Below are 16,284 nucleotides of genomic sequence, written 5' to 3'. Positions count from 1 at the left end.
AGTACTGTTATTTTATGTTAATGATTTATTTTGTTTAGACTCCTGTTCTTCATCTTGATAAACTGTCCGGCTTATATTTAAGATGATCCCTATCGACATACAGGTAAACAAAATTGATGTTCCTCCCATACTAATCAAAGGCAAAGCCTGCCCCGTTACTGGCAATAAATTGACTCCTACCCCCATATTTATAAATGCCTGAAAGACCAGTAAAAAACTCAAACCAAAAGCCATATATCCTCCGAACTTACTTTCTGTTTTAGTCATAATTTTTATGGATCGAAACAGAAAAATAAGATAGAGCAACAACATTCCCAATCCTCCGATCAAGGAACCAAAATCTTCTATTACTGACGCATATACAAAATCCGACTGTGCTGAATAAAGGTTATTTTTAATATCTCCTCTCCCGGGCCTTTTCCCAAAAAAACCTCCAGTTGAAACAGCCATTTTAGCCATATTTGCTTGATAATTCTCTTTAGAATTTCTAGGCGAGTTACTTCCATGAAAAAACTCCGTCAATCTTGTTTGCCAAGTACCAACACGCGGCAACAACCCTGGTGAGACAGCATTTAATGCTAACAATAATCCAAAAAACACAACAGCACTACCTATTATCCCTAACAAGTGTTTTACTGCAACCCCTCCTACAAAAAGCAACACAAAACAAACTGTAAATAACATTGCTGCCGTTGAAAAATCAGCGGGTAAAATCAACACACAAATCGCTCCTATTGGTATAAGCATAGGCAACAATCCTTGCTTTAGGTCTTTAATCGTCCCCTTCATTTGTTTTAAAGCCAACAGTCTTGACACATAAATTATTAACACAATCTTAGCCAAATCTGAAGGCTGAAACCCCATTATCCAACGTTGCGCAGAGTTCACTTCCTTTCCAAAAGCCAAAGTCACGAGTAGCAATAGCCCCGCTACCCATATCCCCAACTGAGAAAGTCTAGAAAAGTATTTAAAATTAAAATGTTGCAAATACAACATCAACACAATTCCCATGATTAAAATCGCAACATGCTTAAACCAAAACGGCGTTGCATCTCCTCCTGTTAATCGATACGCTAAATTAGAACTTGCACTCAAGGCCATAACACTCGAAAACAATGATAATAGAATAACCACCGCCCAAACCACGCGATCTCCTTTTAAGTATTTTTCAATTTTAACCTGCATAATAACTATAATTGACAATGCGCTTTCAAAACACGATTAAACATCTTCCCTCTTTCTATATACGACCTTCCATCAGATGAAAAAGAAGCTGGCGAGAACAACACCACCTCATAAGCCTTTGCTCTATCAGCTATAGCTTTCACTGCTTCTTCTAAATTGGCATGAAACACATAACTATCGACAATACTTCCAAACAAATTTTCAAATTCGCTATTATAAACCCCATAACAAGCAATTGACCGTACTTGATGACGAACTAAATCTTCTAGAATAGAATAATCTTGTTCTCCTCCATCTATTTCAACAATCCAATGTAGCGGTTGGTTAAACACAGACAACGCATAATGCGTTGATGCCACGTCTGTTGATTTCGAATCATTAATCCACTCAACACCATCCAATATGGCTGTCGATTCTAATCGATAATCCATATCAGAAAAGGACGCCAAACTTTTTCGTCTGATTGCCAACAACTGCTCTTTATATTTTATCTTTTTATTCTCCACTACGTTCTACACTTCTCACCATATCTTTTTGTCTCACCATCTTAAACAACTTAAAATACTGAATAGTTAACATCAATAAGTTAGCTAGGAACAACGCCAAAGCAATCAACCCCAAAACACCAAACACAACAAACGCATCATAAAGTAATACTACCAAGAAAAAGCATCCTAAGCCTATTGCCATAAGTATATACATTACTTTCATCTTTGTCACACAGGATTCATAAAGCATTTTTACTTCTCTTTCATACAAACTATCTTTATCTTCTACTTTCCGATCTCTTGTATACATAAGCAAACTATGTAAAGACACCAAAAAAAGCACATAAGTAACTGGCAGTGTAATGAGTGGAATGATTAATACAAGTCCTACAATTTTAGAAACTTGTGCAACAGTCATCCTCCTACTTTGCTTAATTGCTAACAAAGGATCTTCTTCTACATCCTCAACACCAACCTCTTCAACAAATAATTCATCTGCCCTTTCAATTGATGTTTTCACCTCATACTCTACCTCTAAATCAGCAAGAAATACTTCTTCTTCTTTTGCCTTTTTGTATTGAGGTTGAGGCTCTTTATTAGGCTTAGTTTTTTCTACAAATTTTAACTCCTCTGCATCATACTCATCATGAAACACTAATGATTCCTGGCTATTAGTCTTTTCATTATTCTTCTTTCTCAAAGACAAATTATAACCTTTCTTATATTTTCTTTTTTGTAAAAAGCCTTTATGAACCACATCAGTACTAGACGCACACGACATCATTAGTACGAAACTTAATATTACTCCTATGTACTTCATCATAACTATTCGTTTGTTTCTTTAGACAACTTAGTTAATGTACTAAAAAGTGGTATCAAACTTGACAGCCCAACAATAAGCACCAAGATACCTGAAGCTCCCAAAATCAGCAAAAACGCCAAGCTATCTATCCATGCATTAGAACCATCTATATTTATAGCATTTAACACCATAACAATTCCCAACAACAATAACAATCCCAACAAATACAATACCCCGGTCACTATCGACCTCCTATTCAACTCCTTAGAACTGTTGATCTTTTCTTTACCTATCTTTCTTATTTTAATCAGAATAAAAATCCCAAATATCATGACACAGGATAAAATTCCTAGCACCATTAAGAATGTATAGTTAGACTTATATACTTTCTCTACCTTTTTATCGGCAACTCCTGAGTGCTCTAGTTTTGACTCTAACTTTTCTGTAAACATTAAAAGTTTAGTCTTTTTTACTCCCTCTTGTCCTACATCAACTTTTCCATCATCATCCGCTAAAGCCAATAACGATTCTTCAACTACACTCTCTTGAGGAATCACTTCACTAACACTCCTCCTTTCTTCTACAGAAACTTTCTCTTTTTCTGCAAACACTCCAACTTCTTCCAAGGGTGGTTCCGCTGTTAAACGGTCAACTTTTTTATGCTTGCTCTCTGTTTTACTCCTTACTGATAAGCTATAACCTTTTTTATACTTTCTTTTTTGTAAAAAACCTTTGTGGACAACATCCGAACTAGCCGCACATGACGTTAAGATCAATAAGCTTAAAATTTTAATTAAATTTTTCATTTTTTCACCTAAACTACAGCATCAGCCCCTTGTTCCAAAAGCTCTTTGACATTAAGGCTTATATCTTTCTCACCATCAGAAAAGCATAACACACTTAATGACAAACACTTACATAAACACAAAATTATTACAGCATTCTTACAGCTTTCTTAAATTGATTCCCTCTATCTTCATAATTTTCAAACAAGTCAAAACTAGCACATGCTGGAGACAATAAGACATTGTATCCCTTTTTAGCCAATCTATACGATAAGCCTACTGCCTCCTGAGCAGAAGTTGCATCATAAATATCTTCTATAATATCACCAAAAGCCTCTCTCAATTTCGTATTATCTTTACCTAGACAGACAATCCCTCTAACTTTTTGTTTCACCAATGCATGCAACATGGTATAATCATTCCCTTTATCTACTCCTCCTGCGATCCAAATAGTAGGCTTATCCATACTTTCTAAAGCATACCATGTTGAATTTACATTTGTCGCTTTAGAATCATTAATAAATTCGATTCCATGAACAGCTACCACTGGCTCTAATCGATGTTCTATGTTTTGAAAATCAGATAAACTTTCTCTTACAATTTCTTTTCTGATTTTCAGGATACTTCCTGTAATCCCAGATGCCATTGAATTATAGGCATTGTGCTTTCCTTGTTGTGCTAACTCGTGAATTGACATTGTTGTTTGTTGTTGTTTGTTGTTTGTTAATATATTTATTTGTTGTTCGTTGTCGAGCCACCCTCCTTTCTCTAGCTGTTGTTCTAAAGAGAAAGGATATTGCTGAGCTCTTATTTGTTTGTTGTTGATTTTATTTACGATTAACTCATCATCATTATTGAAGATGAAAAAATCTCTTTCTGTTTGATTTTGAATAATCCTGAATTTACTTTCAGCATACTTATCCATACTGTAATCATAGCGATCTAAATGATCGGGAGTTATGTTTAAGAGAATTGCTATTTCCGCCTTAAACTCATACATTCCATCCAATTGAAAACTACTTAATTCTATGACATAATAGTCATGCTCCTCTTCTGCCACTAACCTTGCAAAACTCTCCCCTACATTCCCACAAACCGCGACATTCAACCCCGCTTTCTTCAGCAAATGATATGTCATTAATGTTGTTGTAGTCTTTCCATTACTACCCGTAATACAAACCTTAGTTGCTTTTGTATAACGTGCTGCAAATTCTATTTCAGACACAACAGGAATCTGCTTTTCCCTCAAATCTTTAATTAAAGCAATTGTATCTGGAATACCAGGACTTTTGATAACCTCAGTAGCCTGAAACACCCTATCTAAAGAATGCCCATTCTCCTCCCACTCAATCGCATAAGCATCTAAGTCTTTTTTGTACTTTTCCTTTAACGTTCCATTATCCGAAACAAGCACATCAAAGCCTTTTTTCTGAGCTAAAATAGCAGCTCCAACACCGCTTTCACCACCTCCAAGGATTACTATATTTCCTGAACGACTTGCCACTTTTTATCTAATTTTTAAGGTTACAATTGACAATACTGCCGCCATGATTCCCACAATCCAAAAACGAGAAACAATCTTTGCTTCGTGAATTCCTTTTTTCTGGTAATGATGATGCAATGGAGCCATTAAGAAAATACGTTTCCCCTCACCATATTTTTTCTTTGTGTATTTGAAGTACCCCACTTGCAACATTACTGAAACATTCTCCGCCAAAAACACCACTGCAAAAATTGGAATCAACAATTCTTTACGAATTGCTATTGCAAACACAGCAATAATACCTCCAAGCGCTAGACTTCCCGTATCCCCCATAAACACTTTTGCTGGATATGAATTATACCAAAGGAAACCAATTGCAGCCCCAATAAAAGCACTAATAAAAATTACCAGTTCTCCTGCATTAGGGATATACATGATATTTAAATAATCAGCAAAAATGGCATTACCTGATAAATAAGCAAACACTGCCAAGGTAACTCCCATAATCGCAGAAGTCCCTGTTGCCAACCCATCCAAACCATCCGTCATGTTTGCTCCATTTGATACTGCTGTAACAATAATGATTACCATTGGTATAAAAATCAACCAAGCATATTCTTTCAAACTATCTGGTAACAACCAAGCGTAATCAAACTCATTATTTTTTACAAACGGGATTGTTGTTTTAGTTGATTTACTCTCTACCCACTTGAAACTCTGCCCCTCTCCATCACTCAAATCAGCCATCTCTTGTGTATATACAGAATCTTCGAAATACACTTTCTCTTTTACTGTAATATCATCATTAAAATAAAGCAATGATCCTACAATAACTCCTACACCTACCTGTCCTACAATTTTAAACTTTCCTGCTAGACCTTCTTTATTCTTTTTAAAGACCTTTATATAATCATCTATAAAACCAATCAATCCCAACCAAACTGTAGCCACCAACATCGTAATGGTATAGATATTATCAAGCTTGGCAAACAACAATGTTGGAATCAAAATAGCAGCAAGAATAATCAGACCACCCATTGTTGGCGTACCTGCTTTTTCAAGTTGTCCATCCAACCCTAAATCTCTTACAGACTCGCCTACCTGTAGACGTTGAAGCAACTTGATTAATCTCCCTCCAAAAACCATTGAGATCAACAAGGATACAATCATTGCTAAACTTGCCCTAAAAGAGATATATTCAAACAAACCAGCTCCTGGGAAATCAAAATTCTCTGCTAAATACTCAAACAAATGATACAACATTACTTATTTAATTTTTTTAAAATTTCTATTACTATTTCTTTATCGTCAAAGTCTAAAACTTCATCTTTTATAATTTGATACTTTTCATGTCCTTTACCAGCTATCAAAATGATATCATCTTTTCTGGCAATACTACAAGCCGTTTTTATAGCCTCTCTTCTATGCGTTATAGACAATGTTTTTCGATAATCTTTTGCTGGAACTCCAGCCTCCATTTCTTGAATAATAGTCTCAGGATTTTCACTTCGGGGATTATCAGAAGTAAAGACAACCTGATCGCTTAATCGACAAGCCACTTCCGCCATCAAAGGTCGCTTCCCTTTATCTCTATCTCCTCCACACCCAACAACTGTAATAACCAATTCATTACCTGTCCTAATATTTTTAATTGTATTCAGCACATTTTCCAATGCATCTGGAGTATGTGCATAATCAACGATTGCAATAACCCCTGTTTCTGAAATTACATGTTGAAATCGTCCTTCAGGAGGTGTTAAACTCGATAGCATTGTCAATACTTCCAGCTCCTCTTTCCCCAACAAAACTCCCACAGCATACGCCACCAAAGCATTGTAAGCATTAAACTTTCCTATTAGTTTTGTATAAACCTCTTTCCCATCAATCACCAACAACGAACCATCCAATCTATTCTCCAAGATTTTAGCTTTAAAATCAGCAACCGCATTCAAACCATAGCTATGGACCTTAGCTTTTGTCTCGCTCATCATTACCTCTCCATACTCATGATCCTCATTTGTTAATGCAAATGCATCAGAAGGTAAAGCATCAAAAAAAGCTTTTTTAGCAGCTATATAATTATCAAATGTTTTATGGTAATCTAAATGATCTCTTGAGATGTTTGTAAACACCCCACCAGAAAAACAAACCCCTGCCACACGCTTTTGATCTACAGCATGAGAACTCACCTCCATAAAACAGTAAGTACATTTTTTTTCAACCATTTTAGCCAAAAGCGCATTCAACTCTATTGCATTTGGAGTAGTATGTGTCGCTTTATAAACTTCATTATGAATCTTATTTTGCACTGTAGAAATCAGCCCTACTCGCTCCCCAAACAACTGAAACAACTCATACATTAATGTAACCGATGTTGTTTTGCCATTGGTACCTGTCACCCCAACTAACTTGATTTTTTCTGAAGGATTGTCATAAAAATTAGCAGCAACAATTCCTAATGCATTTGAAGAATCTAATACTTGGATATAAGTCACCCCCTCTATCAGCTCTTCAGGAACAACCTCACAAACAATAGCTACTGCTCCTTTTTGAATTGCCATCGCTATATACTCATGCCCATCAACTTGAGTTCCATTCACAGCGACAAACAAAGAATACTGCGCAACTTCTCTTGAATCGAAAGCCACATGCTCTACAGCCACATTAGTAGACCCTATCACATTCTCGATTCTAACACTATATATAATATCTTTCAATAATTTCATTCTACTAATTCTAATGTTACTAATTGACCACTAACTACTTCTCTACCTACTTCTATTGACTGTGCTTTAACTACACCACTTCCTTTTACCTCTACACTCAACCCTTTTGACTCTAACAAATACAAAGCATCCCCCAAGCCCATACCTTTGACTTCTGGCATTACATTTTTCGCGACACTTTTAGTATAAAAATTCACTGAACGTTCACCCGTTATTGTCTTTACCCAATCATAATCTCCCGACTGGTCATCTACTTCAACCCCTATCCTTTCCATGACTTCTTTCAAATCACTTCTCAGTCCATTTTTAGAGTAAGGCATTTTAGTAGACTCTTCTGCGACCTCGTTAAAATTATCTAAGCCACTTGCATACACTTTATCCGCAATCTCTTTAAAAACAGTCCCTGAAACCACTGCTCCATATATGTTTTTAGTTGGCCCCTGAATAACTACCACACATGAATACTTCGGGTTTTCCGCTGGAAAGTACCCACAAAAAGAAGCTTGATATTTATTCCCGTAACGACCATTTTCATCTAACTTTTTAGCTGTACCTGTTTTCCCTGCTATTTTAAACCCTAAAGCCCTTATGTTTTTGGCTGTCCCTCTTTCTACTACACCTTCCAACGCTTTTCTAACAAGAGCAATATTTTGCTCTGAAGCTATTTTCGCTTTCAATTCCACTGGCTCAAATTCCTTTAACACCTTACCTCCTCTTCTAATTTCTTTAACAAACTGCGGCTTCATTAATCTCCCGCCATTTGCAACAGCGTTATACAACGCCAATGTTTGCATTGGAGTAATTTCTACCTCATACCCAATCGCCATAGACGATAATGTCACCCCAGAAAACCCTTCTTTTGCCGTTGCATTCTTTAACTTTGGCACCCCTTCTCCTTTTATTTCTAACCCCAAAGGCTTTCTCAACCCTAACCGAACCAAACCATCTATATATGCCTGAGGGTTAGTTCTATAATTATCATCTACCAATTTTGCGAAGACATTAGACGACTTTTCAAAAGCATACTGAATAGTATTTCTCCCATACCCTCCTGGCCTACTATCATGTAAAACACGATCATAAATTCGATACACCCCTGGCATATCCACTGAGTCAGTTAACCGAATTTTATTATCCTCTAACATTGTCAGTAATGTCGCCAACTTTAAAGTTGAACCTGGTTCAGAGACTCTACCCACTGCCATATTATGCAACTCATAAAACTCTCCTTCATTTTGCCCCTTAGACAAATTAGCTATTGCTTTAATATACCCCGTTTCAACCTCCATCAACACCACACAACCTTTTTCTGCATTTTGCTCCTGCAACTGTTTCATCAAAGCACTTTCTGCTACATCCTGTATATTGACATCGATACTTGTATACACATCAGCTCCAGGAATTGGTTCCAACGACAAATCACTACTCACTGGCTTCCATTCATTTCCTCGAATTTTCTTCATCAACATCTCTCCATCTTGCCCCTCCAGAAAATCATTATATGCACCTTCTAAACCTATAGCTATCGTATCAGCTCTTATCCCTCTAGCCGAATCTTCCTCTATTGCCTTATAACGACCTATCGTTCTATAAGCCAACAAATCATAAGGCTTTACCCTTTTCATATCCCTAACCACAATAAAGCCCCCTCTATTTTTACCTTTTTTAAAAATCGGAAACGTCTTTAACCTCCTTAATTCAGCGTTTTTTATTTTTGACTTTATTCTAAAATACTGATTGGAATCCACCTCTCGTTCATGCCGCAATGTAGCTAACCACTCTGACTTTGTTTTATGTGTAAAAACAACCGACAAACTATCAGACAAAGCTTCAATCCCCTCATCAAACAACTCTTGCTTAACTGTCATCAAATCCATATAAATATCATACCTTGGAACAGACAACGCCAGTGTCGTTCTCGGTTCATTATCGGCAAATATATTTCCACGAGGCGCCTTAATACTTTTCATCACTAATGTCCTACCTTCCGCTTCTTTTTTCAATTCCCCTCCATCCACAAACTGAACTTTAACAATTTGAAAAAGTATCAAAAAAGCAAAAAGCAACATAGCCACATAGACTACATAAACCCTAATAATATTTTCTTTTTTAGCACTCATTTATTTCTTTTCTCTCCAAACGACCTTAGGCGGATATTTAGACTCATACAACCCCAACGGTTCAACATCTACTGCTATTTTACTCTGTAAACTTTCTTGGTCATACACCTCCATTAAAGACTGCAACTCCGAATACAACTCTTCTGCTCGCTTCTCTTCTTTACTATATTGATGAACAGTAGCATCTACATAATACCCATAAGCGATATACAAAATCATCAACAAAGTGACATAAAGCAAAAAAGGTAGATTCTGAAAAACCCCTGTCTTAAACAGCAACTCCCCAGACACCACTCCTTTAATAGGATTTGATATTTTCACTTTCTTATCACTCATATTCTTTCTGCAACCCTCAACTTCGCACTCCTAGCTCTATTATTTACAATTACCTCTTCATCAGAAGGCACAATTGGCTTACGATTCACTTCTTTAAATGGCCGAATCAAATTCCCGTAAAAATCTTTCTCTTGTTTCCCCTCAACATTACCCGACTTAAAAAAACGCTTCACCATCCTATCTTCTAGAGAATGATAAGTAATTACTGAGAACCTCCCCCCTTTCTTTATCACCTCTACACTCTGCTCCAACAGACGCTCCAAAACCTTCATTTCATCATTAACCTCTATTCTCAACGCTTGAAACAACTTTGCAAAAAAAGTATGTTCCTTATGCGGTAAATAAAGCCCAGCCATCAACTCTTTCAACTCTCCAATCGTTCCTATCTCACGCTCCTCTCTAGCCCCAACAACTCTCTTTGCTATTTTATAAGCATTAGACAACTCACCATAAACCTTAAAAACATACCTCAACTCACTCTCTTCATACCCCATCAACACATCTTTAGCAGTTTTCATCACATCACGATTCATTCGCATATCTAACTCTACATCAAACCGAAAAGAAAACCCTCTTTCAGCAGTATCAAACTGATGAGAAGACACCCCCAAATCAGCCAACACTCCATCCACTGGCAACACCCCTGGAAGCATTCTTAAATAATTTTTTAAATACCCAAAATTCTGACGTACAAACGTAAACCGCTCATCCTCTATCAAATTCTGTTCTGCATCCTCATCTTGATCAAAACCTATCAGACGCCCGCTCCCCAGACAAGAAAGCACATAACGAGAATGCCCTCCTCCTCCAAACGTCACATCAACGTACACACCATCTGGATCAACAATCATGTTATCCACAGACTCCTTTAATAATACTGGTATATGATATTTATTTTCAGTCATCCAAATCAGAATTGCCCATTACTTCAGCTGCTAATTGATCAAAGTCTTCCCAATCTTCTCCCATAAGATCTTCATACTTCGTTTTATCCCAAATCTCCCAGAGATCCACATTAGCAACAAGGACAATTTCCTTTTGAACACCTGCCCATCCTAACAACCCTTTTGGCAAGAGTATTCTTTCGTTAGAATCAGCGACTACTTTCGTAGCACCTTTTTGAAACATTCGGGCAAACTTTCTATCCTTTGCTTTAAAACGATTTAATGTACGAAGCTTAGCCATCACTACTTCCCATTCACTCATAGGATACAGAGACAAACAATCATCAACACCTCTAGAAATAACAAAAGTTCCCTGGTCTTCAGCAGACAATTGCTTGCGCATCTCCGCAGGTAAGAGCAACCTACCCTTAGCGTCGATTTTACAATGATATTCTCCTATGAAACCAGTCATTATTTTTACTTCACTCAGTTTTAATCAGATACAAAAATATACGTTTATACCCACATTTCCCCACAATAATACAATTTGTGAATAACTTTTACAAACTTTAACAAACAAAAACAAAACAAACCCCTTTAAAAACAAGAAAAATAAACATTTTTATAAAGTGGTAAAAAGTGGGGAGATGTTGATAAACTTCTTTTTTTAGCACCTCAATAGAAAGCTTAAAATTCCCTCCAGCTAAATCCTAAGTTTTACTTACATTTGCACACTAAAACACAACACCATGGAAATTACATCTGCTGAATTTGCGATGAGCAATTCCGACTACAAAAAATGTCCAAAACCAAACAAACCTGAATATGCTTTTATTGGACGTTCAAACGTTGGAAAGTCTTCATTAATCAACATGCTCACCAACAGAAACTCACTTGCTAAAACATCTGGAAAACCTGGAAAAACTCAACTAATCAATCATTTTTTAATTAACAAAGAATGGTATTTAGCAGACCTCCCTGGTTATGGGTATGCGAAAGTCTCAAAAAAGAGCAGAGCTACATTTCACAACTTCACGGTAGAATATTTACAAAACAGAAAAAACCTCCTTTGCGTTTTTGTTTTATTAGATTCTCGAATCCCTCCTCAAAAAATCGACTTAGAGTTCATGGAATACTGTGGGGTAAGAGGCATTCCTTTTGTGATGTGTTTCACAAAAATTGATAAATTAAAACCTAGCGCACTGAAAACCTCAATCGAAAACTATAAAGCAAAAATGTTTGAGCAATGGGAAGAAATTCCTCAAATTTTTGTGAGTTCGGCCACAAGTAAAGATGGACAAGAGGAATTATTAGATTTTATTGAAACAATTAATAAAAAGTTTGAAATTTAAAACCCCTATTACTTTTTACAGTTTTATAACCCTAGATAAGAAATAAAATTTCTACATTTGTTTACAGAAATTAAAACTAAAATTAAATTACATACAATGTCTAAATTTAAAGCAGAGATCGATTCTTTCATGGACAAAGTGAAAGAAAAAAATGGTCATGAAAAAGAATTCTTGCAAGCAGTAGAAGAAGTTGCAGAAGTTGTAATTCCATTTATTGCTGACAAGCCTAAGTATCAAGAAGGAAAAATTCTTGAGCGTATGATTGAGCCTGAGCGTACGATTATGTTTAGAGTTCCGTGGACTGATGACCAAGGAAACACTCAAGTAAACAGAGGATATAGAGTTGAGTTTAACTCTGCAATTGGACCTTACAAAGGAGGATTAAGATTTCACCCGTCTGTAAACCTATCTATTTTAAAATTCTTAGGGTTTGAACAAATATTCAAAAACTCACTAACAACACTACCTATGGGTGGTGGTAAAGGAGGATCTGACTTTAACCCAAAAGGAAAATCTGACAACGAAGTCATGCGTTTTTGCCAGTCATTCATGACTGAATTAGCTAGACACATTGGACCAAACACTGATGTACCAGCTGGAGACATTGGTGTTGGAGGAAGAGAGATTGGCTATATGTTTGGTCAATACAAAAGGCTAAGAAACGAGTTTACAGGAGTATTAACTGGAAAAGGCATTAACTGGGGAGGATCTTTAATTCGACCTGAAGCTACTGGTTATGGAACTGTTTACTTCGCGAAAGAAATGCTAGCAACTAAAGGAGATGATTTCCACGGAAAAACTGTTGCTATTTCTGGATCTGGAAATGTTGCTCAATACGCACTAGAAAAGGTCTTACATTTTGGAGGTAAAGTGATTACTGTATCAGATTCTTCTGGATATGTTTCTGCTGAGAACGGATTCCATTCTGAGCACTTGGACTTCTTAAAAGAATTAAAAAACGTAAGAAGAGGCCGCGTAAAAGAGATCGCTGACAAATTTGATGGTTTTGTTTTCCACGAGGGGGAAAGACCTTGGGGAGAAAAAGTTGATGTTGCTCTTCCATGTGCCACACAAAATGAATTAAATGGCGAAGAAGCAAAAACATTATTAGCCAACGGATGTATCTGTGTTGCTGAGGGTGCGAACATGCCTTCAACACCAGAAGCAATCGAAGCTTTCCACAATGCTAAAATACTTTTCTCTCCAGGAAAGGCATCTAACGCTGGTGGAGTAGCAACTTCAGGCTTAGAAATGTCTCAAAACTCATTGAGAATGAACTGGACTTCTGCTGAAGTAGATGAAAAACTTCACAACATCATGATATCTATCCATCAACAATGTGTTGAATACGGAAAAGATGGAGACTATGTTGATTATGTAAAAGGAGCAAACATTGCTGGTTTCGTTAAAGTAGCTGACGCTATGCTAGACCAAGGAATTGTTTAAACAATAACAAATAATTCAATCCAAAACCCCAATAATTTAGTATTATTGGGGTTTTGTTATAAAACGACAATAGAATACAGATGAACAGAAAAAACATAGCGCGCTTTCTCTTTTGGATTAGGCTAAAAAAAATTTTTGATTTATTACCAAAAAAACTTAGACGTTCAGTTATTTCTTTGGGCTTTACCACATTTCTAACTTCAATATTTGACTTAATTGGTATTGCTTTATTCATACCTTTACTGTTATTACTACTAGAAGACAACTACATACAGAAGTATGACAAAATTAGAAACTTATATAATTTTCTTGGTTTCACTAGTGAAACTAACTTTACCATACTTATATTATTTTTAGTATTCTTTCTAGTTATCTCAAAGAATATTGCTTCGATATTTTTAACAAGGAAACAGTCTTTTATTGCTATGAACCTTCAAACAGGCATTTCTTCGACACTTCTAAAGAGTTACTTAAACCATGATTTTTTAAAGCTAAAGCAGCACAATTCTAACCAAGTTGTATGGAGAATAAATTCGCTACCTTCCTTTTTCGTTAAATCAGTAATACTTCCTTTATCTACCTTTGTCAATGAATTAATAGTTGCTACAATAATTGGACTTGGACTTTTTTTATACAACCCTAATATCATTCTACTTTTATCTATTACAATAGCACCTATAACTTTCCTTTTTTATCGACATATAAAAAGAAAAATTCAGGTAACACAAAAAAAACAAAGCTTATTAATTCCCAAGCTAAATGCTTTAGCGCAACAATCTATTTTTGGATACATTGACGTAATACTAACTAACACTAAAGATTTCTTCTCAAGCCATTTTGATAATGTCTTAGAAGAAAACAAAAACTTAAGTGCAAAAATCATTACTTTCATGTCTATTCCTGCAAAAGTTATAGAGATCTCAATTATTTCATCTATTACTCTATTAATTTTTATTGGTATAATCTATGATATTGACAAAAACAACACTGTTAAATTCTTAGGTATATTTGCTTTATCTGCCTATAGATTAATCCCATCATTTAACAAAATGACTGTATCAATTCTTAGTTTCAAAAGCTATCAATATACACTAAACTTCCTTACTCACTCCTTATCCAACATACAAAAAGAAAAAAAGACTACACCCTCTGAGGAAATGTCATTTAAAAGCTCTATAGAAATTAAGAACCTTTTTTTCGAATACACCAAAGGTTCTCCAGTTCTAAACAACATTTCATTTACTATACAGAAAGGAGATACTATCGGTATCATTGGGAAATCAGGCTCTGGAAAAACCACTTTAATGAACATACTTTTAGGTCTAATACAACAAACCAGCGGGAAAATTCTTATAGATAATAAAAAAACACTTCAAAAAAGTGACTTACAACAAAAAGTTGGATATGTTCAACAATCAATATTTCTAACTGATGGCTCAATAAAAGAAAACATAGCCTTTGGAATTCCTGAAAATTTAATTGACATTGATAAAATATACCGTTGTATTAAGGATGCTAACCTCGAAGAACTTATTAATTCTCTTCCAAATGGAATAGAAACAAAAGTTGGGGAACTTGGTTCTCAGATTTCTGGGGGACAAAAACAACGTATAGGAATTGCTAGAGTACTATATTCTGATGCTGAAATTTTATTTTTTGACGAAGCCACATCTGCTTTGGATCAGGATACTGAAAAACAGATCACTAACACCCTGCAACTTCTTTCAAAATCAGACAAAAAACTTACTATGATTATAATTGCCCACCGTCTTTCGACTTTAAAGCATTGTAATAAAATCTTTAAAATAGACAAAGGCGACCTATCTTTATCTCAGCATCTATCTACAGTTCAATAACAATGGCGAATTCTTTTCTATTCATAATACCTTTAACCCCTTCATCACATCTAACTAAAACACGTCAAGAGCTTCAACAGCTATGTTTTAAATCATTATTAAATCAAAAATATAAAAACTGGAAAGCCATTATTATAGGGGAATCAATGCCAGAAAACGCAAATGACCCTAGATTTATACATATTAAGTTTGAAGACATTAAAGAAGTTAAACTCCAAAAAGCAACAACTTTTATAATTGAAAACAATATCAAAAGTGAGTACATTATTAGGCTTGATGATGACGATATTATAAGTGACATTATATTAGAGCATTATAAAGATTGCAAAAGTGATATAATTACAGACCTTAATCATTGGTATATTGATTGGACTTCTAAACTGACTGCCAATGAATTTAAACCTTGGTTTCCTAATAGTTGCATTCATAAAAGTGAAAATGCTCTGGCTCAATATGGTAGGTTAGCTCAAGACTACATTCAACAAATCAACAATAATGTTTTACTAATTGAAAATAACCATGCTGAAGCGCACCATTACTACAGGGGTAAAACTATAGAATTCACAAAAAAAAACTCCCCCATTTATTTAAGGGTTTTGCATCCAGAGTCAATCACTAGCTTGGCTGACAAAGAGTACTCAACATACTTAAAAAAAATGGGAGACTGGACCAATAAAACCCCAGATGGATTTTCATTAATATTCACGAATTCTCTTTCAAAAAGAACAAGTCATACAAAATTTTCTTTAAGAAAATCAATAATAAACATCATCAGAAAGGCTCAATTCATTCGATACCTAAAAAAATAGTTTTATCTTTAG

15 protein-coding genes are annotated in these 16,284 nt (G+C 35.5%); 4 read left to right on the top strand and 11 right to left on the bottom strand.

Annotated elements, in window-relative coordinates:
* Positions 1 to 12: 12 nt before the first annotated feature.
* The 11 genes from N4A35_07465 to mraZ form a co-directional block, all read right to left on the bottom strand.
* Positions 13 to 1,185 (bottom strand): FtsW/RodA/SpoVE family cell cycle protein, encoded by a 1,173-nt coding sequence (locus N4A35_07465; protein ID MCT4581240.1) that lies wholly within the window; start codon positions 1,183 to 1,185, stop codon positions 13 to 15.
* 5 nt (positions 1,186 to 1,190) lie between these two features.
* Positions 1,191 to 1,691, bottom strand: coding sequence for a hypothetical protein (locus tag N4A35_07460; GenBank protein ID MCT4581239.1), 501 nt, complete (start codon positions 1,689 to 1,691; stop codon positions 1,191 to 1,193).
* Positions 1,681 to 2,496: a hypothetical protein gene (locus N4A35_07455; GenBank protein ID MCT4581238.1), complete on the bottom strand. Its 816-nt coding sequence runs from the start codon at positions 2,494 to 2,496 to the stop codon at positions 1,681 to 1,683. Before N4A35_07455 ends, N4A35_07460 begins: the two co-directional genes overlap by 11 nt.
* Before the next feature lie 2 nt (positions 2,497 to 2,498).
* The gene (locus N4A35_07450; GenBank protein ID MCT4581237.1) at positions 2,499 to 3,281 is read right to left on the bottom strand and encodes a hypothetical protein; all 783 of its coding nucleotides are present in this window, start codon (positions 3,279 to 3,281) and stop codon (positions 2,499 to 2,501) included.
* 127 nt (positions 3,282 to 3,408) lie between these two features.
* The gene (murD, locus tag N4A35_07445) at positions 3,409 to 4,764 is read right to left on the bottom strand and encodes a UDP-N-acetylmuramoyl-L-alanine--D-glutamate ligase (protein MCT4581236.1); all 1,356 of its coding nucleotides are present in this window, start codon (positions 4,762 to 4,764) and stop codon (positions 3,409 to 3,411) included.
* Between the two features lie 3 nt (positions 4,765 to 4,767).
* The gene (mraY, locus tag N4A35_07440) at positions 4,768 to 6,006 is read right to left on the bottom strand and encodes a phospho-N-acetylmuramoyl-pentapeptide-transferase (GenBank protein MCT4581235.1); all 1,239 of its coding nucleotides are present in this window, start codon (positions 6,004 to 6,006) and stop codon (positions 4,768 to 4,770) included.
* Positions 6,006 to 7,469 carry a UDP-N-acetylmuramoyl-L-alanyl-D-glutamate--2,6-diaminopimelate ligase gene (locus tag N4A35_07435; protein ID MCT4581234.1) on the bottom strand — a complete coding sequence of 488 codons (1,464 nt, stop codon included), beginning with the start codon at positions 7,467 to 7,469 and terminating at the stop codon, positions 6,006 to 6,008. The genes mraY and N4A35_07435 overlap by 1 nt, the downstream gene beginning before the upstream one ends.
* On the bottom strand, positions 7,466 to 9,589 hold the full coding sequence (locus N4A35_07430) for a transpeptidase family protein (protein MCT4581233.1): 2,124 nt from the start codon (positions 9,587 to 9,589) through the stop codon (positions 7,466 to 7,468). Before N4A35_07430 ends, N4A35_07435 begins: the two co-directional genes overlap by 4 nt.
* On the bottom strand, positions 9,590 to 9,925 hold the full coding sequence (locus N4A35_07425) for an FtsL-like putative cell division protein (protein ID MCT4581232.1): 336 nt from the start codon (positions 9,923 to 9,925) through the stop codon (positions 9,590 to 9,592).
* The gene (gene rsmH, locus N4A35_07420; GenBank protein ID MCT4581231.1) at positions 9,922 to 10,830 is read right to left on the bottom strand and encodes a 16S rRNA (cytosine(1402)-N(4))-methyltransferase RsmH; all 909 of its coding nucleotides are present in this window, start codon (positions 10,828 to 10,830) and stop codon (positions 9,922 to 9,924) included. Before rsmH ends, N4A35_07425 begins: the two co-directional genes overlap by 4 nt.
* Positions 10,823 to 11,281 carry a division/cell wall cluster transcriptional repressor MraZ gene (gene mraZ, locus N4A35_07415; protein ID MCT4581230.1) on the bottom strand — a complete coding sequence of 153 codons (459 nt, stop codon included), beginning with the start codon at positions 11,279 to 11,281 and terminating at the stop codon, positions 10,823 to 10,825. The genes rsmH and mraZ overlap by 8 nt, the downstream gene beginning before the upstream one ends.
* A gap of 277 nt (positions 11,282 to 11,558) precedes the next feature.
* On the opposite strand from mraZ, the gene yihA reads away from it, so the two are divergent.
* The 4 genes from yihA (at position 11,559) to N4A35_07395 (ending at position 16,272) form a co-directional block, all read left to right on the top strand.
* Positions 11,559 to 12,161: a ribosome biogenesis GTP-binding protein YihA/YsxC gene (yihA, locus tag N4A35_07410; GenBank protein MCT4581229.1), complete on the top strand. Its 603-nt coding sequence runs from the start codon at positions 11,559 to 11,561 to the stop codon at positions 12,159 to 12,161.
* Positions 12,162 to 12,257: 96 nt separating this feature from the next.
* On the top strand, positions 12,258 to 13,607 hold the full coding sequence (gdhA, locus tag N4A35_07405) for an NADP-specific glutamate dehydrogenase (GenBank protein ID MCT4581228.1): 1,350 nt from the start codon (positions 12,258 to 12,260) through the stop codon (positions 13,605 to 13,607).
* An 80-nt stretch (positions 13,608 to 13,687) separates the two neighbouring features.
* Positions 13,688 to 15,463: an ABC transporter ATP-binding protein/permease gene (locus N4A35_07400; protein ID MCT4581227.1), complete on the top strand. Its 1,776-nt coding sequence runs from the start codon at positions 13,688 to 13,690 to the stop codon at positions 15,461 to 15,463.
* A gap of 2 nt (positions 15,464 to 15,465) precedes the next feature.
* Complete coding sequence (locus N4A35_07395; GenBank protein ID MCT4581226.1) at positions 15,466 to 16,272, top strand: hypothetical protein; 807 nt, start codon at positions 15,466 to 15,468, stop codon at positions 16,270 to 16,272.
* The last annotated feature ends 12 nt before the right edge of the window (positions 16,273 to 16,284 follow it).

It is taken from the genome of Flavobacteriales bacterium (genome assembly GCA_025210295.1).
In the GTDB taxonomy this organism is placed as follows: Bacteria; Bacteroidota; Bacteroidia; order Flavobacteriales_D; family Parvicellaceae; genus S010-51.
The sequence above is the reverse complement of the archived record's forward strand: the minus strand, read 5'-3'. Positions and strand labels throughout refer to the sequence as shown.

Coding starts and splice junctions, on each gene's coding strand:
- N4A35_07465 (MCT4581240.1), bottom strand. CDS start 1,185: ATGCAGGTTAAAATTGAAAAATACTTAAAAGGAGATCGCGTGGTTTGG.
- N4A35_07455 (MCT4581238.1), bottom strand. CDS start 2,496: ATGATGAAGTACATAGGAGTAATATTAAGTTTCGTACTAATGATGTCG.
- N4A35_07450 (MCT4581237.1), bottom strand. CDS start 3,281: ATGAAAAATTTAATTAAAATTTTAAGCTTATTGATCTTAACGTCATGT.
- mraY (MCT4581235.1), bottom strand. CDS start 6,006: ATGTTGTATCATTTGTTTGAGTATTTAGCAGAGAATTTTGATTTCCCA.
- N4A35_07435 (MCT4581234.1), bottom strand. CDS start 7,469: ATGAAATTATTGAAAGATATTATATATAGTGTTAGAATCGAGAATGTG.
- N4A35_07430 (MCT4581233.1), bottom strand. CDS start 9,589: ATGAGTGCTAAAAAAGAAAATATTATTAGGGTTTATGTAGTCTATGTG.
- N4A35_07425 (MCT4581232.1), bottom strand. CDS start 9,925: ATGAGTGATAAGAAAGTGAAAATATCAAATCCTATTAAAGGAGTGGTG.
- rsmH (MCT4581231.1), bottom strand. CDS start 10,830: ATGACTGAAAATAAATATCATATACCAGTATTATTAAAGGAGTCTGTG.
- mraZ (MCT4581230.1), bottom strand. CDS start 11,281: ATGACTGGTTTCATAGGAGAATATCATTGTAAAATCGACGCTAAGGGT.
- yihA (MCT4581229.1), top strand. CDS start 11,559: ATGGAAATTACATCTGCTGAATTTGCGATGAGCAATTCCGACTACAAA.
- gdhA (MCT4581228.1), top strand. CDS start 12,258: ATGTCTAAATTTAAAGCAGAGATCGATTCTTTCATGGACAAAGTGAAA.
- N4A35_07400 (MCT4581227.1), top strand. CDS start 13,688: ATGAACAGAAAAAACATAGCGCGCTTTCTCTTTTGGATTAGGCTAAAA.
- N4A35_07395 (MCT4581226.1), top strand. CDS start 15,466: ATGGCGAATTCTTTTCTATTCATAATACCTTTAACCCCTTCATCACAT.